The following is a 16,849-nucleotide window of genomic DNA, read 5'->3' as shown; positions in this document are numbered from 1 at the left end:
GGGGTTCTCGTACGAGCGGTCAGCGGCCCGCGCGGTTGACGGCGGAGATGACCGCCTTCAGGGAGGCGCGGGTGGTGTTGGCGTCGATGCCGATGCCCCACAGGACGCGGCCGTCGATCGCGCACTCGATGTACGAGGCGGCCACGGCGGAGGCGCCCTCGCTCATCGTGTGCTCGGTGTAGTCCAGCAGGCGGGCGTCGACGCCGATGCCGGCCAGCGCGTCGAAGAACGCCGAGATCGGACCGTTGCCGGTGCCGTTCAGGACCGCCTCCACGCCGTCCACGACCGCCTCGACGGTCAGCGTGTCCGTACCGTCCTTGTCGGTGGCCGTCGAGCCCGAGCGCAGCTGGATGCGGCCCCACGGGTTCTCGGGGTTGGGCAGGTACTCGTCGGCGAAGACGTCCCAGATCGCCTTGGGCGTGACCTCGCCGCCCTCGGCGTCGGTCTTGGCCTGGATGATCCGGGAGAACTCGATCTGCATGCGGCGCGGCAGGTCCAGCTTGTGGTCGTTCTTCAGGACGTACGCGATGCCGCCCTTGCCGGACTGCGAGTTGACGCGGATGACCGCCTCGTAGGAGCGGCCGACGTCCTTCGGGTCGATCGGCAGGTACGGGACCGCCCACTCGATGTCGTCGACGGTCTTGCCCTGGGCGGCCGCGTCGGCCTCCATGGCGTCGAAGCCCTTCTTGATGGCGTCCTGGTGGGAGCCGGAGAAGGCGGTGTAGACCAGGTCGCCCGCGTAGGGGTGGCGCGGGTGGACCTCCATCTGGTTGCAGTACTCGCTGGTGCGACGGATCTCGTCGATCTGCGAGAAGTCGATCTGCGGGTCGATGCCCTGGGAGAACAGGTTCATGCCCAGCGTGATCAGGTCGACGTTGCCGGTGCGCTCGCCCTGCCCGAACAGGCAGCCCTCGATGCGGTCGGCGCCGGCCATCAGGGCCAGCTCGGCGGCGGCGACGGCGGTGCCGCGGTCGTTGTGCGGGTGCACGGAGATGCAGATGTGCGCGCGGCGGGTCAGGTTGCGGGCCATCCACTCGAAGCGGTCCGCGTGCGTGGACGGCGTCGAACGCTCCACGGTGGCGGGCAGGTTCAGGATGATCTCGCGGCCCTCGGACGGCTGCCACACGTCGCAGACGGCCTCGCAGACCTCCAGGGCGAAGTCCAGCTCGGTGTCCGTGAAGATCTCCGGGCTGTACTGGTAGCCGAAGGTGGTCTCCGGGCCCAGCAGCTTCTCGGCGTACTCCATGACCAGGCGGGTGCCGTCGACGGCGATCTGCTTGATCTGCTCCTTGGAGCCGCGGAAGACGACCCGGCGGAAGGTCGGGGCGGTCGCGTTGTACAGGTGCACGGTGGCGCGCTTGGCGCCGATCAGCGATTCGACGGTCCGCTCGATCAGGTCCTCGCGGGCCTGGGTCAGGACGGAGATGGTGACGTCGTCCGGGATCGCGCCCTCTTCGATGATGGAGCGTACGAAGGCGAAGTCCGTCTCGCCGGAGGACGGGAAGCCGACCTCGATCTCCTTGTAGCCCATGCGCACCAGCAGGTCGAACATCTCGCGCTTGCGGGCGGGGGTCATCGGGTCGATCAGCGACTGGTTGCCGTCGCGCAGGTCGGTGGAGAGCCAGCGGGGGGCCTTGGTGACGCGGGCGTCCGGCCAGGTGCGGTCCTGGATGTCCACCTGCTCGTACCGGCCGTACTTGTGGATCGGCATCCCGGAGGTCTTCTGGGTGTGGGTCGCGTTCGTGATGGGCGTGGGGCGACCGACAAAAGGCTGCTGGCTCATGGCGTTGGGCTCCTCGCGTGTCCGCGTGTAGTTCGCTGGGACGGCCGACGGCGGTCGTAAGAACCGCAACACCAAACTCCGCGGGGAGGGGGTCGGCCTACGACTACAGGCCCTCGCCGCGGCAGCTAAGGAGAAGCAGCCCGAAACGCATGATGGGCCGAGCCTAACCGAGCCGCCCCGTAACGCGAGGACTTGTTTCAGTATGCAAGACCTCGGTGTCCGATATATACCGAATGTGAGGTCGGTCTCGTTCCTCCGCTACAGGTCCGGTCGAACCGTCAACGCGGCGCGACGGCTTTCAGACAACTGAATGAATCATGGTTGCAGGTAGTGACACCGCCATGACCCACTGCCACATTGCCGGGATGGATGCCTCCCACGCTCACCGCCACCCCGTCTTCTGCACGGTGGTCCCGCCCCACCTGCTCGACAAGATCGCCCGGTCCGAGAACACCCGGCGCGCCGACGCCGCCCAGCGCACCCTTGAGCAGGACTCCTTCCTGCGCACCCGGCGCCGGGTCACCACCGTCCGCGGGATCGCCCCTGCGTCGGCGGCGCCCGTCTCCGACGAACCCCGCCGGACGGTCTACGACGCCCAGCACCGGACCCGGCTGCCCGGGAAGAAGGTGCGCGGCGAGGGCGAGGCTGCGTCCAAGGACGCCACCGTCAACCGCGCCTACGCGGGGCTCGGCGCCACGTACGAGCTGTTCCTGAAGGGTTTCGGCCGGCACTCGATCGACGATTCCGGGCTGGCGCTGGATGCGAGCGTCCACTACGGCGAGGACTACAACAACGCCTTCTGGGACGGGCAGCAGATGGTCTTCGGCGACGGGGACGGGGACCTCTTCCTCGACTTCACCGTGTCGGTGGACGTCATCGGCCACGAGCTCGCCCACGGGGTCACCCAGTACACGGCGAACCTGGAGTACCACGGGCAGTCGGGCGCGCTGAACGAGTCGATGTCCGACGTCTTCGGGTCGCTGATCAAGCAGTACTCGCTCGACCAGACGGCCGAGGACGCGGACTGGCTGATCGGCGCCGGGCTGCTGGGCCCGAACGTCAGCGGGGTCGCACTGCGCTCGATGAAGGCGCCGGGCACGGCGTACGACGACGACGAGCTCGGCAAGGACCCGCAGCCGGCGACGATGGACGACTACGTGGACACCGTGCGGGACAACGGCGGGGTGCACATCAACTCCGGTATCCCGAACCACGCGTTCTACCTCGTGGCCACCGAACTCGGCGGCAAGGCGTGGGAGCGCGCCGGGCGGATCTGGTACGACACGCTCACGGGCGGCGAGCTGGCCTCGGACGCGGACTTCAAGGACTTCGCCCGGCTGTCGGTGGCCGCCGCGGTGGCCCGGTACGGGGACGGCGGCGCGGAGCACCAGGCGCTGCAGAAGGCGTGGTCGGCGGTCGGGCTGGGGTAGCCCGCCCATCCGCGGTAGAAAGGCGGGCATGCGGATTCTGGTGGTGCGGACGGGCGGCTTCGCGGGCATCGAGCGCCGCGCCGAGGTGGACACCTCGGGTCGGCCCGACGAGGACGAGTGGCAGGCCCTGGCCCAGCTGGCGCTGCGGCCCGTCCCGGCCGCGCCGGGGTCGGACCGGGTGCGGGACGGGTTCTCGTACCGGATCACCGTCGACGGACGGACGGTCTCCTGCCAGGAGCCGAACCTGTCGGAGGCGCAGCGGACGCTGATCTCGCGGCTGCTGAAGGAAGGCGCCTGAGCCGGGCGCCTTCACCTTCGGACGGGTGGCCGGATCTTCGGACGGGTGCCGGATCCAGCCCTTCGCGGTCACGGACGCCCCGCCCGGTTGCCGGATCGGCAACAAGGTTTGCCCGGCGGGCGGGGCGGGCGCAGCATCGGTCGCATCGGCACCCGTACCGGAAGAGGAAGCCATGACCGAGCACGCGCACGCACACACGCACTCCCCCCACTCCCCCGCATCCGGGGCGTCGGCGGGCGAGGAGTTCTGGGACGGCCGCTACGGCGAGAGCGACCGCATCTGGAGCGGCGAGGCCAACGCCATGCTGGTGCACGAGGTGTCCGGCCTCGCCCCCGGGCGGGCCCTGGACCTCGGCTGCGGGGAGGGCGCCGACGCCGTCTGGCTGGCCCGCCGGGGATGGACCGTCACCGGGACCGACATCTCCGGGGTCGCCCTCGGCCGGGCCGCCGAGCACGCCGCGGACGCCGGGGTCGCGGACCGCGCGACCTGGGCGCGGCACGATCTGACCGAGTCCTTCCCGGAGGGGGAGTTCGACCTCGTGTCGGCCTGCTTCCTGCACAACTACGGGGACTTCCCCCGCGACCGCGTCCTGCGCAGCGCCGCCGCGGCCGTGGCCCCCGGCGGCACGCTGCTGGTCGTCGGGCACGCGGGCTGGGCGCCCTGGCAGCAGGACCGCGAGGAGGCCCACTTCCCGACGCCGCAGGAGGTCGTCGCCCAGCTGGAGCCGGTCACGGCGGGCTGGGAGGTCCTGCGGGCCGAGGAGACCGAACGGATCCAGAACCAGCCCGACGGCACGCCCGGGACCCGCACGGACAACGTGGTGCGGATGCGCCGGCCGGCGTAGCGGCTCGTATCGGCCCGGCCCCCTGCCGGGGTGCCGGGCCGATACGCCGCACGGGGTTCGGCGCGTGAAGAAGGAACGCGTGGAGAAGGAAGAAGAAGGAATCAGAAGCCGAGCTTGCGCAGCTGCTTGGGGTCGCGCTGCCAGTCCTTCGCGACCTTCACGTGCAGGTCGAGGAAGACCGGGGTGCCGAGCAGCGCCTCGATGTGCTTGCGCGACTTCATCCCGACCTCCTTCAGCCGGGAGCCCTTCGGGCCGATGATGATGCCCTTCTGGCTGGGCCGCTCGATGTAGACGTTCGCGTGGATGTCCAGCAGCGGCCGGTCCGCCGGGCGGTTCTCCCGCGGGATCATCTCCTCGACGACCACGGCGATGGAGTGCGGGAGCTCGTCCCGTACGCCCTCCAGCGCGGCCTCGCGGATCAGCTCCGCCACCATCACCATCTCGGGCTCGTCGGTGAGGTCGCCCTCGGGGTACAGCGGGGGGCTCTCGGGCAGCAGCGGCGCGATCAGGTCGGCCAGGAGCTGGACCTGGGTGTCGCCGACCGCCGAGACGGGGACGATCTCGGCCCACTCGATGCCGAGCTCCGCGCCGAGCTGGTGGATCGCGAGGAGCTGCTCGGCCAGGGCCTTGGAGTCGACGAGGTCGGTCTTCGTCACGATGGCGATCTTGGGGGTCTTCTTGATCCCCGCGAGCTCCTTCGCGATGAACTTGTCGCCGGGGCCGAGCTTCTGGTCGGCCGGCAGGCAGAAGCCGATGACGTCGACCTCGGCCCAGGTGGTCCGTACGACGTCGTTCAGCCGCTCGCCGAGGAGCGTGCGCGGCTTGTGCAGACCGGGCGTGTCGACCAGTACGAGCTGGGCGTCGGGGCGGTGCACGATGCCGCGGACGGTGTGGCGGGTGGTCTGCGGCCGGTTGGAGGTGATCGCGACCTTGGTGCCCACGAGTGCGTTGGTCAGGGTCGACTTCCCCGCGTTGGGGCGGCCGACGAAGCAGGCGAAGCCCGCACGGTGCGGGCTGGTGGACTCGGGGGAACGATCGCTCATACGGGCCATTCTCCCCGATGCGGGTCCCACCGCCGACCAGGCTGCCGCGACGAGGGCCAGGGCGCCCGCGAGCAGGGCCGCCAGCGGGGGCCGGGCGGAGTAGGCCGCGGCGGCCCGGGCGACGGCTCCCCCGGCCTCGGCGCGCACCGTGACCTCGGCCCATTCGACGGCGGGCGGGTGTTCCCACCTGGTGCTCAGCCGGACTTCCTGGCCGGGCAGCAGCTCGGCGGGCAGCCCGGTGAGCTCGCGGCCGAGGAGGCGCCGGCCGAGGGCCCCGGAGGCGGAGAGGGTGGCGCGGGGGCGCAGGGTGACGTTGCCGAGGTTGCGGAGCGTGTACGAGACCCCGGTCCCGGAGGCCCGCAGGTCCTCGACGGCCAGCGCGGGGGCGGTGGGGCCGGCCACCCGCAGGTACAGCCGGGCGGCGACGGCCTGTTGGACGCCGATGCCCCGGGCGGGGGCGGCGGCGCCGTCCGCGTTCTCCTCGAGGGCGACGATGGCGCCGGGGTGGTCGCCCGGTTTCGCCCGGTCGGGGACGGTGAGGGTGAAGCCGACGCTCACCGCTGCGCGGGCCGGTACGGTGACCCGCTCCTGCGCGAGCCGTGCCCAGGCGGCGGTGGCGCGGCGCGGCTCGTCGGGGCCGCGGAGCGCGAAGCCGCCGTCGCGGGCGGTGTTGTACGCGTCGGCGGCGTAGAGCCGGAAGGTGCGGGGACGGTCGGTGCGGTTGGTGACGGTGACGGCGTCGGTAAGGGCCTGGCCGGGGGCGGCGGCCAGGTAGAAGTACGGCCGCCGGGTCACTGCATTGGCGGCGGGCGTGACGGCCCACTGCCCGTTGTCGGCGGCCCCTGCCGTCCCGCCGGGCAGCAGCAGCAACAGGACGACGCCGAGCACCGGGACCCACGATCGCCCCCGCGGGAACGGGAACCGGGGCGGGACCCGTGGGGCGGGTCTCACGAGAGGGTGAGGGTCAGGACCGCCGTGTACGCGCCCGGCGGGGTGTACGGGGGGACCGTGAGGGTGACCGTCGCGTCGATCGTGAACGTCCCGCCCACCGGCTCCGCATCGGGCGCCGAGGCCAGCACCGCCCCCTCCGGCCCCACCGTCCCCGCACTGCCCGCCACGCACCGGCCCGGGCTGCCCGCCACGGCCGTGCAGGACGGGGTCCAGCTCAGCGAGGCCCCCGGGATCCGGACCCCGCCCGGGCCGGTGAAGTCCGTGACCTTGCCGATCAGCGACCACCCCGCCGGTCCGCCCCGCGCGTCCTTGACCGTGACCGTGCCGATCCGGCCGGGGGCCGCGCCGCCCTCCCCGTACGGGACCGCCCCCAGCGTGATCGACGCGCCCGCCTGGCTCATCGTCAGCGCGCCCGGCTCCACCACCGCCGTCACCTGCTGCGTGTGCTGCGTGCCGACGGGCGCGGCCGCGATCACCGTGTACGCCGCCGGTCCCGAGCCCTCCTGCGCCGACCACGCCGTCCCCTCGTACGCCACCACCGCCGTCGTCGCCCTGTCCGTGACCGGCAGCTCCGCCCGGACCTCGCCCCGCGCGTCCGCCGTGGCCGCCACCCGGTCCGCGGTCTCGGCGGCGCCCGCCCGGCCGGTCACCGTCACGGCCGCGCCCGGGGCGAAGCCGACGCCCGTGACCTTGACCCTGGCGCCCGGCTTCCCGTACGCCGCGCCCAGCGCGACCGACCGCAGGTTGGCCCGGCTGGGGGTTCCCCCGGCGGTAGCCGGGGGAGGGCTCGCGGTGATCCGTTCGGACACCGGCGCCCCGGTGACGGCGCAGGCGGTGTCCAGGTCCAGCAGGTGGCTGGTGTGCAGCGTGTAGCCGCCCGGGGCCAGGGTGATCCCGCCCGGCGCGGTCACGGTGAACGTGCCGGTCATGGTGACGGGGGGCAGCCCCGCACCCGCCTGGACGGGATCGTTCCGCTTCGCCCCCACAACGGTGACCTCACCGCCCTGCGCACCCCCCAGCAGGATCCGCCCGGTCGGGGTCAGCACATCGGCCGGCAGTTCGGCCCCGAGCGGGTTCACGGCGGGGGTCCGGGCCACCTGGTACGTCACGGTGACCGTGTCGCCGACCTTCGGCGCCGGGTCGTCGACGGTGATCCGGGCGGTGGTCGGCCCGTCGGCGGGCGGGAGCCCGGCCTCCTGCGGCGGCAGGCAGTGCGTCGGGAACTCCACCTGTCCGGACGGCGCCTCCCCTTCCGCCGCGGCGGGCGGGCCCAGCGCGCCCGCGGTCGTCGCCGCGAGCACGGCCATGCCGACGGCCACCGACCATCTCCTGCTGCCCGCCCGTGTTCGCACGGCCCGCCCCCTGGGTTCCCTCGCGCCGACAGGGGGCCATTCACGAGCGGGCGGCGGGAGAAGTCAATGCACGGACCCGGCATCAACTGATGGCCCATCAGGAGATGGCAGACTCCCCAACAGACCCCCGGCAGGCTCCCCCTGTCCACCCGTCGCGCGGAACGTGCGCCGGTACGCCGTCGGGCTCACCCCCAGCGCCGCCTGCACGTGCTTGCGCAGCGACTGCGCCGTCCCGAACCCCGCCTCCCGCGCCACCTGTTCCATCGGCAGGTCGGTCCGCTCCAGCAGCCGCCGGGCCCGCTCCACCCGCTGGCCGACGATCCACTCGCCGGGGCTGACCCCGGACTCCTCCCGGAACCGGCGCGTGAACGTCCGGACCGACATGGCCTCCTGCCGGGCCAGGTCGACCAGCCGCACCGGCTCGTGCAGCCGGTCCAGCACCCATGCGCGGGCCGCCGCCGTACTGGCCAGCTGCGGCTGCGGCACCGGGCGGTCGATGAACTGGGCCTGCCCGCCGTCCCGGTGCGGCGGTACGACGGTCCGCCGCGCCACGTCGTTGGCGACGGCCGCGCCGTGGTCGCGGCGCACGATGTGCAGGCACAGGTCGATGCCTGCGGCGACCCCGGCCGAGGTCAGCACGTCCCCGTCGTCGGTGTACAGCACGTCGGCGTCCACGCGTACGGCCGGGAAGAGCCGCTGGAAGTGCTCGGCGTGGGCCCAGTGCGTGGTGGCCGGGCGGCCGTCAAGGAAGCCGGCGGCGGCCAGCACGTATCCGCCCGTGCAGATGGAGACGAGCCGCGCCCCGGGCCGGATGTGCGCGAGCGCCGCGGCGAGCTCGTCGCTCAGCCGGCCGTCCTCGTACACGGGGCCCAGCTCGTACGAGGCGGGCACCACCACGGTGTCGGCCGTGGCCAGCAGCTCCGGGCCGTGCTCGACCTGGACCGCGAAATCGGCGTCGGTGCGCACCGGCCCGGGGGCGAGGGCGCAGGTGAGGATCTCGTACAGCGGCTCTCCGGCGGGTTCCTTGGCGCGGCCGAAGATCCGGTGCGGGATGCCGAGCTCGAAGGGCAGCAGCCCGGTGAGCGCGAGGACGACGACACGGTGAGGGGCCATGGCCCAATCGTATCGAAGGGTGTCAGTCAGGCCACTGTCGTAGGGGGCCCTCCGGGCCGGAAGCTTTCTGCGTGACGCAGACAGCCCCCAACCCCGCCCCCGCCCCCACCTCCGCCGCTCCGGCCCCGACCACCCCCGGGCGCATCCACCGCGCCTGGTTCGTCGCGGCCGTCACCTTCGTGACGATCATCGGGGCCGCCGCCTTCGCCTCCCTGCCCGGACTGCTCATCGAGCCGCTGCACGAGGAGTTCGACTGGTCGCGCGGCACGGTCGGCTTCGCCGTCTCGGTGAACCTCGCGCTGTACGGGCTCACCGCACCCTTCGCCGCCGCGCTGATGGACCGTTTCGGCATCCGCAAGGTGGTGGCCCTGGCCCTGCTGGTCATATCCGGCGGCACGGTGGCCACCTTGTGGATGACGGCGTCCTGGCAGCTGGTGCTGTTCTGGGGCGTGCTGGTGGGCCTGGGCAGCGGCTCCATGGCCCTGGCCTTCGCGGCCACGGTGACCAACCGCTGGTTCACCGCCCGGCGCGGGCTCGTCACCGGCATCCTGACCGCGGCCGGGGCCTCCGGTCAGCTGATCTTCCTGCCGCTGCTGTCCTGGCTGGTGGTGCACCACGGCTGGCGTCCGGCGGCCGTGACGGTGGCGCTCGCGGCGCTGGTGGTCGTCCCGTTCGTCTGGCTGCTGCTGCGCGACCACCCGGCCGACGTGGGGCTCGCGCCGTACGGGGGCACCTACGCCGAGAAGCCCGCACCGGCCCCGGGAGCGGCGCGCCGGGCGGTGACGGTGCTGTTCGAGGCGGCCCGGACCGGCCCCTTCTGGCTGCTGGCCGGCACCTTCGCGATCTGCGGGGCCTCGACCAACGGGCTGGTCAAGACCCACTTCGTGCCGGCGGCGCACGACCACGGAATGCCGGTGACGGCGGCCGCGGGACTGCTCGCGGTGATCGGCGTGTTCGACGTGGTCGGCACCATCGCCTCCGGCTGGTTCACCGACCGCTTCGAGGCGCGCCGCCTGCTGGCGGTGTACTACGCGCTGCGCGGTGTCTCGCTGATGTTCCTGCCGATGCTGCTGGCGCCGTCCGTGCATCCGCCGATGCTCTTCTTCATCATCTTCTACGGGCTGGACTGGGTCGCGACCGTCCCGCCGACCATCGCGCTCTGCCGCGAGCACTACGGCGAGGACAGCGCGATCGTCTTCGGCTGGGTCCTGGCCTCGCACCAGGTGGGCGCGGCGGTGGTGGCCTTCCTGGGCGGCCTGGCCCGCGACGCCTTCGGCTCGTACGACCTGGTCTGGTACGCGTCGGGCGCGCTCTGCGCGATGGCCGCGCTGATGGCGATGGTGATCCGCCGCCGCCCTGCCACACCCGCTGCCGCGGCGTAGACAGGGTCGGCGCGGGCCCGCCCGGCAGACCGGAAGCCCGGGCCGGCCCGGGCGAGCCGCCGGGTCCTGCCTCAGGGCCCGGCCACAGGCCCCCGTCTCGTCAGGCGCCTGCCGGCGTCGAGGACTTCAGGGTGCCGTCCGGGGCGGCCAGGAGGACCGGGGTGTCCGGGCCGCCGAGGTCGCGGACCGCCGCGCGGTCGGCGTCGGCCACCGCCTGCGCCGAGCTGACCACGGCCGCGGCCTCCAGGGACTCGGCCCCGCTCGCCACCGCCATCGCGACCGCCGTCTGCAGCGCGCTCAGCTTCAGGGAGTCGAGCTCCACCGTCCCGGCGACGTACGTACGGCCCGTCTCGTCCCGCACCGCCGCGCCCTCGGGCACCCCGTTGCGGGCCCGGGCGCTGCGCGCCAGCGTGATGATCTTGCTGTCCTCGGGGTTGATCCCGGTGGTGTCGGTCATGGGCGAAAGCATATGGAGCACCTCGGCAGGGCCGCACAACGGCCCTGCCGAGACGCTCTCCCCTCCGCCCCCGCGTCCCCCCGGGATCTCGTGCCGCGCGGGACCAAACCTAAGCGCTCAATAAGGAAATCCTGGGATCCAAAGGTCACTGAGCCCCGGGACCTTCGTCCCGTCCCCGCTGCGCCCTCACGGCCGGTCGAGCCGCAGCCGCTCCGCCCTCGGCAGACCCGCGACCACCAGGTCGTACGAGTCCTCGATCAGCTCCCGCACCAGCGCGTCGGGCAGAGCGCCGACCGTCACGGTGTTCCAGTGCCGCTTGTTCATGTGCCAGCCCGGCGCGATCGCCTCGTGCTCCTCCCGCAGCCGCACCGCCAGCTCCGGTTCGCACTTGAGGTTGACCTTCAGCGGTTCGCCGTCCAGCGCGGTCAGCGCGAACATCTTCCCCAGCACCTTGAACACCGAGGTCTCGGGCGTGAAGGGGAACTCCTCCACCGCCGCGTTGAAACCCAGGCAGAACGCACGCAGCTCCGCCGGCGTCATTCGCCCTCCTCGCCCTCGCCCGCCGCCGGGCCCACCGGCTCCACCAGCACCGTCACGATCTTGTTGCGCCGGCCGGCCGGGGACTCGGCCGTGAGCCGCAGCTGCCGCCCGTCCGGCAGCTCCACGACCGCCGAGGCGCCCGCGATCGGCACCCGGCCGAGCGCCTTCGCCAGCAGTCCGCCGACCGTCTCCACGTCCTCGTCGTCGTAGTCCTCGACCTTGAACAGCTCGCCGAGGTCGGTGATGTCGAGCCGCGCCGTCACCCGGTAGCGGTCCCCGCCCAGGTCCTCGACGGGCGCGAGCTCGCGGTCGTACTCGTCGGTGATCTCGCCGACGATCTCCTCGAGGATGTCCTCGATGGTGACGATGCCCGCCGTGCCGCCGTACTCGTCGATGACCACGGCCACGTGGTTGCGCACCTGCTGCATCTCCCGCAGCAGATCGCCCGCGTTCTTGGTGTCCGGTACGAACACCGCCGGCCGCATGGCCGTCGTGACCAGGTCGGCCTCCGCCTCCCGGCTGATGTGCGTCTTGCGGACCAGGTCCTTCAGGTACACGATGCCGACGATGTCGTCCTCGTTCTCGCCGGTCACCGGGATGCGCGAGAAACCCGAACGCAGCGCCAGCGTCGTCGCCTGACGGACCGTCTTGTACCGCTCGATGCAGACCAGATCGGTGCGCGGCACCATCACCTCGCGCACGAGGGTGTCGCCGAGCTCGAAGACCTGGTGCACCATCCGGCGCTCCTCGTCCTCGATCAGCGACTCCTTCTCCGCCAGGTCGACCATCGCGCGCAGCTCCGCCTCGGAGGCGAACGGCCCCTTGCGGAAGCCCTTTCCGGGCGTGAGCGCGTTGCCGATGAGGATCAGCAGCTGCGGGATGGGCCCCATGACGCGGGCGAGCGGGACCAGGACGTACGAGGCCGCCGTCGCCGTGTTGAGGGGGTGCTGGCGGCCGATGGTGCGCGGGGAGACGCCGACGGCCACGAAGGACACGAGCACCATCACCGCGATCGCGATGAGCAGCGCCTTCCAGTTGTCGCCGAACTCGTCGAGGCAGACGTACGTGACGAGCACGCCGGCCGCCATCTCGCAGGTGACCCGCACGAGCAGCGCCACGTTGAGGTAGCGGGTGGGGTCGGCGGCGACCTGCGCGAGCTTCGCGCTGCCGCGCCGGCCCTCCCGTACGGCCTGCTCGGCGCGGAAGCTCGAGATCCGGGCGATCCCGGACTCGGCGCACGCCGCGAACCAGGCCACCACCACCAGCAGCACCGCGCCGGTGATCAGCTGCGGGGCGGTCACGAGACGGTCGGGGCCGGGGACGGACCGGTCATGCCGCGCTCACCGCGCCAGCCGTCGACGATGGCCGCCTGGAGGCCGAACATCTCGGCCTTCTCGTCCGGCTCCTCGTGGTCGTACCCGAGCAGGTGCAGCACCCCGTGGACGGTCAGGAGCTGGAGCTCCTCGTCCATGGAGTGCTGCGTCGGGGCGTCCTCGCCCTGCTTCTTGGCCACCTCGGGGCAGAGCACGATGTCGCCGAGGAGCCCCTGCGGGGGCTCCTCGTCGTCCTTCGCCGGCGGACGGAGCTCGTCCATCGGGAAGGACATGACGTCGGTGGGTCCGGGCAGGTCCATCCACTGGATGTGGAGCTGCTCCATGGCGTCCTCGTCGACGACGATGACGGACAGCTCGGACAGCGGGTGGATCCGCATCCGGGTGAGTGCGTAGCGGGCGATGTCGAGGATCGCCCGCTCGTCGACCTCGGTTCCGGACTCGTTGTTGACGTCGATCGACATGGTGCGCTGGGTTCTACTTCCGCTGGTAGCCGTTCCGGGACTGCTGGGCGTCCTGGCTGTCGTCGTACTTCTCGTACGCATCGACGATACGGCCGACCAGCTTGTGCCGGACGACATCCTCGGACGTGAGCCGCGAGAAGTGGATGTCGGGAACCCCTTCGAGGATCGCCTGGACCTGGCGCAGGCCGGACTTGGCGCCGCCGGGCAGGTCGACCTGGGTGATGTCGCCGGTGATGACGATCTTCGAATCGAACCCGAGCCGGGTCAGGAACATCTTCATCTGCTCGGTGGTCGTGTTCTGCGCCTCGTCGAGGACGACGAAGGCGTCATTGAGCGTCCGGCCACGCATGTACGCGAGCGGCGCCACCTCGATCGTGCCCGCAGCCATCAGGCGCGGGATCGAGTCCGGGTCGATCATGTCGTGCAGCGCGTCGTACAGCGGGCGCAGGTACGGGTCGATCTTGTCGAAGAGCGTGCCGGGCAGGAAGCCGAGCCGCTCTCCGGCCTCGACGGCGGGGCGGGTCAGGATGATCCTGCTGACCTGCTTGGACTGCAGGGCCTGGACCGCCTTGGCCATGGCGAGGTACGTCTTGCCGGTACCGGCGGGGCCGATGCCGAACACGATCGTGTTCTTGTCGATCGCGTCGACGTACCGCTTCTGGTTGAGGGTCTTGGGCCGGATGGTGCGGCCGCGGCTGGAGAGGATGTTCTGGGTGAGCACCTCTGCGGGCGTCTCGTCCGGCCCGTTGCCGTTGCCGCTCGCCTTGAGCATGGCGATCGAGCGTTCCACTGCGTCCTCCGTCATCGGCTGCCCGGTGCGGAGCACCAGCATCATCTCGTCGAACAGGCGCTGGATCAGGGCGACTTCCGTCGCATCGCCGACCGCGCTGACCTGATTGCCCCGAACATGGATGTCGGCCTTCGGGAAGGCCTTCTCGATCACGCGCAACAGGGCATCGCCAGAGCCGAGCACCGCGACCATCGGGTGCCTGGCCGGAACGGTGAAGTGGGCTCGCGCCTGCCCCGGCGCCGGTGTCTGGGCTGTGGGTGTCTGAGTCATGGGCCGGCACTGTGGCCTGCACATACCTCCCGCTGAGGGGCCGCGCCGATCGACGACCTCCGGAGTACCAAGGGTACGACTCCGCCGCGCCATCCCCGAGGGGTTTTCCGGCGCCCCCGGAGCCCCTCCCGGCCACCCCCGGGACTTCCCCTATGCCGGGTGGCGGAAGCCGATCGTCGGGACGGCCCTGCGGCGGGAGGCCGGCTCCGTGCCCGGCGGGACCAGCTCGTCCAGGAAGCCGTAGCGCGGTCTCAGCACCTCGGGGGCCGCACGCCACCAGTGGGCCACCTCCGGCCAGCCCGGGGCCGAGAGCGAACCGCCGAACTCCTGGACCGACAGGGCCGCCGTCAGGCCCGCGAAGGCCAGCCGGTCCGCCAGCGGCCAGCCCGCCAGGGTGCCGGTGACGAAACCCGCCACGAAGACGTCCCCCGCCCCCGTCGGGTCCAGCGCGTCCACCGCGATCCCGGGGACCTCCGCCTCCTCGCCGGTCCGGCCGTCCACCGCGTACGCGCCCTCCGGGCCCATCGTCACCACCGCGAGCGGCACCTTCTTCGCCAGCGCCCGCGCCGCCGCCCTCGGGCAGTCGGTCCGCGTGTACCGCATGGCCTCCCCCGCGTTCGGCAAGAAGGCCTCGCAGTGCTCCAGGTCCCCGAGGTCCCCCAGGTCCCAGCGCCCGCTCTCGTCCCACCCCACGTCCGCGAAGATCCGCGCCCCGCGCCGCGCCGCCTCCGCGATCCACGGGTCCGTCCGCCCCGGGCCCAGCGAGGCCACGGCCGCACGGGTGCGCGGCGGGCACTGCGGGAAGGGCGCGGGGGCCGCAGGGGGCGGGGCCTCGTGGCCGTGCGAGACCATCGTGCGCTCGCCCTCGTACGCCATCGAGACCGTGACCGGGCTGTGCCAGCCGGGGATGGTCCGCGACATCGACAGGTCGATGCCCTCGCCCTGCTCGAGCGCGTCCCAGCAGTACTCGCCGTAGTGGTCGTCGCCGAACGCCGCGGCCAGCGAGGTGCGCAGGCCGAGCCGGGCCAGCGCGGTGGCCATGTTGGCCACGCCCCCGGGGCTGGACCCCATGCCGCGCGCCCAGGACTCCGTACCGCGGACCGGGGCGGAGTCCAGGCCGGTGAAGATGATGTCGAGGAAGACCGTGCCGGTCAGGAACACGTCGCACCACGGCTCCTGCGGGTCCCGCAGCGGACCGAGCGGGTCCACGGGCGGGGTGAGACTGGTGGTGCTGTCCCGACTGGTCACGGTGTACTCCCCGTTTGTGCGAAGGGCCGTTTCTGCGCGCGGGCATGCGCGGGGAAACTGCCAACCTTGCCCTCCCCCGGCACGCCCAAAACACAGTGTGTCGCAGATCACGATCGGGTCGCTCTTCTCCGCATCGTGAACCACTTGATAGACAAAGGCGCCGCGGCTCCGCGGATCCTCTCGCCGCACCTGCGCACCACCGGGAACAGCCGTGTCCGACAGCACCACCGCGCCGCCCGCCGCCCGGCCCCTGGTGGCCCTCTTCACGGCCGGCTACGTCGCCCCGTACCTGCTTCCCACCGTCGTCGGACGGCTCGACGCCCATCTCCCCCTGACTCCCGCGCAGGCGGGGCTCGTCGGCACCGCCCTGCTGCTCGGCTCCGCCACGGCCGGACTCACCCTGGCCTCCCGCATCCCCCGCCACGGGCAGCGCCCGCTGGCCCGGCTCGGCCTGCTGCTCGCCACCCTCGGCTACGGCACGGCGGCCGCGACCACGCTGCTCCCGCTCGTGGTCGCGGGTGTGGTGGTCGGCGGCTTCGGTTCCGGTACGGCCACCGCCGTGGCCGCGTCCGGGATCGCCGGGCAGCGCGATCCGCACCGCGTCTCCGCCCTCGGGCTGCTGTCGGTCTCGGCAACCGCGGGGGCCCTGTACCTGACCCTGCCGCACCTCGCCGGCGGGCACGCACTGCCGTTCGCGGCCATCGCCCTGGTCGCGGCCCTGGCCTGGCCCGCGACCGGCCGCCTCGGCGGGCCCACCCGCCCGGGTCCCGCCGTACGGGGCTCCGGGCGGCTGCCGTACCCGCGCGCCGGGGCGGTGCTGGCGGGCTGCCTGCTGCTCTGGTCGCTGACCCAGGAGGCCCTGTGGGGCGTCAGCGGCCGGATCGGCGCCGAGCAGGCGGGGCTGCCCGAGGCCACGCTCGGCGTCGTCTTCGCGGTGGCGCTGGGCGCGGGCCTGCTCGGGGTCACGGCCGCCTCCGCCTTCGGGGCCCGGCTGGGGCGGGCGGTCCCGATCGGGGCGGGCACCGCGGCCATCGCGGGCTGCGTGGTGCTGACCTCCTCCGCGGACGGGCTCGCCGGGTTCGCCGCCGGGGAGATCCTGTGGAACGCGGTCTACCCCGTCGTCCTCTCGTACGTGATCGGCCTCGCGGCGGCCCTGGACGCGCGGGGCCGCTGGGCGGTGCTCGCCGGCTCCGCCTCCTCGCTGGGAACGGCCTGCGGGCCCGTGGCCGGCAGCCTGCTCGCCGAGGGGTTCGGCTTCCGGGGCATGGGGCTGGTGCTGGGTGCGCTGCTGCTGGTGGTGGCGGGGCCGATGACCGCGGTCGCGCTCCGCGCCGGCGGGCGCGGGCCGGTTCCGGCCGAGGAGCCGGTCCGCCGCGGCGGTACCCCGGCCACGGCGGTCCGGCCCGGCCCCGGGACGGGACCGCCCGTCCGCGTACGCCGCACCCCGCGCCGGGTGCTGCTGCTCTCCCCGGCGGCCCGCCGGTCCCGGAACCAGGAGCGGGCCGGGGTCTCCGAGGCCTCCTAGGGGTGGCGTCAAAGTCCCGTCTGGCCGG

At 72.8% G+C, this 16,849-nt stretch carries 15 protein-coding genes and 1 pseudogene; 5 read left to right on the top strand and 11 right to left on the bottom strand.

Annotated elements, in window-relative coordinates:
• Nucleotides 1-19: 19 nt before the first annotated feature.
• Nucleotides 20-1,783, bottom strand: a complete 1,764-nt coding sequence (gene leuA, locus AB5J51_RS26335; protein WP_369778785.1) for a 2-isopropylmalate synthase — start codon at nucleotides 1,781-1,783, stop codon at nucleotides 20-22.
• A gap of 365 nt (nucleotides 1,784-2,148) precedes the next feature.
• On the opposite strand from leuA, the gene AB5J51_RS26330 reads away from it, so the two are divergent.
• The 3 genes from AB5J51_RS26330 (at nucleotide 2,149) to AB5J51_RS26320 (ending at nucleotide 4,355) form a co-directional block, all read left to right on the top strand.
• Nucleotides 2,149-3,213: a M4 family metallopeptidase gene (locus AB5J51_RS26330; RefSeq protein WP_053785380.1), complete on the top strand. Its 1,065-nt coding sequence runs from the start codon at nucleotides 2,149-2,151 to the stop codon at nucleotides 3,211-3,213.
• A 28-nt stretch (nucleotides 3,214-3,241) separates the two neighbouring features.
• Complete coding sequence (locus AB5J51_RS26325; RefSeq protein ID WP_053785361.1) at nucleotides 3,242-3,511, top strand: protealysin inhibitor emfourin; 270 nt, start codon at nucleotides 3,242-3,244, stop codon at nucleotides 3,509-3,511.
• 172 nt (nucleotides 3,512-3,683) lie between these two features.
• Nucleotides 3,684-4,355, top strand: coding sequence for a bifunctional 2-polyprenyl-6-hydroxyphenol methylase/3-demethylubiquinol 3-O-methyltransferase UbiG (locus AB5J51_RS26320; protein WP_053785362.1), 672 nt, complete (start codon nucleotides 3,684-3,686; stop codon nucleotides 4,353-4,355).
• Between the two features lie 101 nt (nucleotides 4,356-4,456).
• Here the strand turns inward: AB5J51_RS26320 and era are convergent, their stop codons facing one another.
• The 4 genes and pseudogenes from era to AB5J51_RS26300 all read right to left on the bottom strand — a co-directional run bounded on the left by era (nucleotide 4,457) and on the right by AB5J51_RS26300 (nucleotide 8,814).
• Nucleotides 4,457-5,407, bottom strand: coding sequence for a GTPase Era (era, locus tag AB5J51_RS26315; protein ID WP_037635384.1), 951 nt, complete (start codon nucleotides 5,405-5,407; stop codon nucleotides 4,457-4,459).
• A gap of 495 nt (nucleotides 5,408-5,902) precedes the next feature.
• A pseudogene (locus AB5J51_RS26310) lies at nucleotides 5,903-6,286 on the bottom strand (WxL protein peptidoglycan domain-containing protein); the annotation flags it as partial.
• 59 nt (nucleotides 6,287-6,345) lie between these two features.
• The gene (locus tag AB5J51_RS26305) at nucleotides 6,346-7,656 is read right to left on the bottom strand and encodes a beta-xylosidase (protein ID WP_369780318.1); all 1,311 of its coding nucleotides are present in this window, start codon (nucleotides 7,654-7,656) and stop codon (nucleotides 6,346-6,348) included.
• A gap of 108 nt (nucleotides 7,657-7,764) precedes the next feature.
• Nucleotides 7,765-8,814 carry a GlxA family transcriptional regulator gene (locus AB5J51_RS26300; RefSeq protein WP_369778784.1) on the bottom strand — a complete coding sequence of 350 codons (1,050 nt, stop codon included), beginning with the start codon at nucleotides 8,812-8,814 and terminating at the stop codon, nucleotides 7,765-7,767.
• A 71-nt stretch (nucleotides 8,815-8,885) separates the two neighbouring features.
• Here AB5J51_RS26300 and AB5J51_RS26295 point away from each other — a divergent pair, with 71 nt between their 5' ends.
• Nucleotides 8,886-10,196 carry an MFS transporter gene (locus tag AB5J51_RS26295; RefSeq protein ID WP_369778783.1) on the top strand — a complete coding sequence of 437 codons (1,311 nt, stop codon included), beginning with the start codon at nucleotides 8,886-8,888 and terminating at the stop codon, nucleotides 10,194-10,196.
• A gap of 100 nt (nucleotides 10,197-10,296) precedes the next feature.
• Here the strand turns inward: AB5J51_RS26295 and AB5J51_RS26290 are convergent, their stop codons facing one another.
• From AB5J51_RS26290 to AB5J51_RS26265, 6 genes are all read right to left on the bottom strand, one after another.
• Entirely contained in the window at nucleotides 10,297-10,653 is a 357-nt protein-coding gene (locus AB5J51_RS26290) for a hypothetical protein (protein ID WP_053786784.1), read from the bottom strand.
• Nucleotides 10,654-10,839: 186 nt separating this feature from the next.
• Nucleotides 10,840-11,193, bottom strand: a complete 354-nt coding sequence (locus AB5J51_RS26285) for an MmcQ/YjbR family DNA-binding protein (RefSeq protein ID WP_053786785.1) — start codon at nucleotides 11,191-11,193, stop codon at nucleotides 10,840-10,842.
• Nucleotides 11,190-12,494, bottom strand: a complete 1,305-nt coding sequence (locus AB5J51_RS26280) for a hemolysin family protein (RefSeq protein WP_369778782.1) — start codon at nucleotides 12,492-12,494, stop codon at nucleotides 11,190-11,192. The genes AB5J51_RS26285 and AB5J51_RS26280 overlap by 4 nt, the downstream gene beginning before the upstream one ends.
• Entirely contained in the window at nucleotides 12,491-12,988 is a 498-nt protein-coding gene (gene ybeY, locus AB5J51_RS26275) for an rRNA maturation RNase YbeY (protein ID WP_030862467.1), read from the bottom strand. Before ybeY ends, AB5J51_RS26280 begins: the two co-directional genes overlap by 4 nt.
• Nucleotides 12,989-13,001: 13 nt before the next feature.
• Nucleotides 13,002-14,048 (bottom strand): PhoH family protein, encoded by a 1,047-nt coding sequence (locus tag AB5J51_RS26270; RefSeq protein ID WP_078987347.1) that lies wholly within the window; start codon nucleotides 14,046-14,048, stop codon nucleotides 13,002-13,004.
• 150 nt (nucleotides 14,049-14,198) lie between these two features.
• Nucleotides 14,199-15,296: a carbohydrate kinase family protein gene (locus AB5J51_RS26265; RefSeq protein WP_053786788.1), complete on the bottom strand. Its 1,098-nt coding sequence runs from the start codon at nucleotides 15,294-15,296 to the stop codon at nucleotides 14,199-14,201.
• 211 nt (nucleotides 15,297-15,507) lie between these two features.
• Here AB5J51_RS26265 and AB5J51_RS26260 point away from each other — a divergent pair, with 211 nt between their 5' ends.
• Nucleotides 15,508-16,821 carry an MFS transporter gene (locus tag AB5J51_RS26260; protein ID WP_369778781.1) on the top strand — a complete coding sequence of 438 codons (1,314 nt, stop codon included), beginning with the start codon at nucleotides 15,508-15,510 and terminating at the stop codon, nucleotides 16,819-16,821.
• Nucleotides 16,822-16,849 lie beyond the last annotated feature (28 nt).

The organism is Streptomyces sp. R33 (genome assembly GCF_041200175.1).
In the GTDB taxonomy this organism is placed as follows: Bacteria; Actinomycetota; Actinomycetes; order Streptomycetales; family Streptomycetaceae; genus Streptomyces; species Streptomyces katrae_B.
This window is presented reverse-complemented; position numbering and strand designations above follow the sequence as displayed.

What these genes read in the sequence shown, in the direction of transcription:
- ybeY (WP_030862467.1), bottom strand. Translation starts at nt 12,988, where the DNA reads ATGTCGATCGACGTCAACAACGAGTCCGGAACCGAGGTCGACGAGCGG.
- AB5J51_RS26305 (WP_369780318.1), bottom strand. Translation starts at nt 7,656, where the DNA reads ATGGCCGTGCTCGCGGCGACGACCGCGGGCGCGCTGGGCCCGCCCGCC.
- AB5J51_RS26325 (WP_053785361.1), top strand. Translation starts at nt 3,242, where the DNA reads ATGCGGATTCTGGTGGTGCGGACGGGCGGCTTCGCGGGCATCGAGCGC.
- AB5J51_RS26320 (WP_053785362.1), top strand. Translation starts at nt 3,684, where the DNA reads ATGACCGAGCACGCGCACGCACACACGCACTCCCCCCACTCCCCCGCA.
- AB5J51_RS26290 (WP_053786784.1), bottom strand. Translation starts at nt 10,653, where the DNA reads ATGACCGACACCACCGGGATCAACCCCGAGGACAGCAAGATCATCACG.
- leuA (WP_369778785.1), bottom strand. Translation starts at nt 1,783, where the DNA reads ATGAGCCAGCAGCCTTTTGTCGGTCGCCCCACGCCCATCACGAACGCG.
- AB5J51_RS26270 (WP_078987347.1), bottom strand. Translation starts at nt 14,048, where the DNA reads ATGACTCAGACACCCACAGCCCAGACACCGGCGCCGGGGCAGGCGCGA.
- AB5J51_RS26300 (WP_369778784.1), bottom strand. Translation starts at nt 8,814, where the DNA reads ATGGCCCCTCACCGTGTCGTCGTCCTCGCGCTCACCGGGCTGCTGCCC.
- AB5J51_RS26330 (WP_053785380.1), top strand. Translation starts at nt 2,149, where the DNA reads ATGGATGCCTCCCACGCTCACCGCCACCCCGTCTTCTGCACGGTGGTC.
- AB5J51_RS26285 (WP_053786785.1), bottom strand. Translation starts at nt 11,193, where the DNA reads ATGACGCCGGCGGAGCTGCGTGCGTTCTGCCTGGGTTTCAACGCGGCG.
- era (WP_037635384.1), bottom strand. Translation starts at nt 5,407, where the DNA reads ATGGCCCGTATGAGCGATCGTTCCCCCGAGTCCACCAGCCCGCACCGT.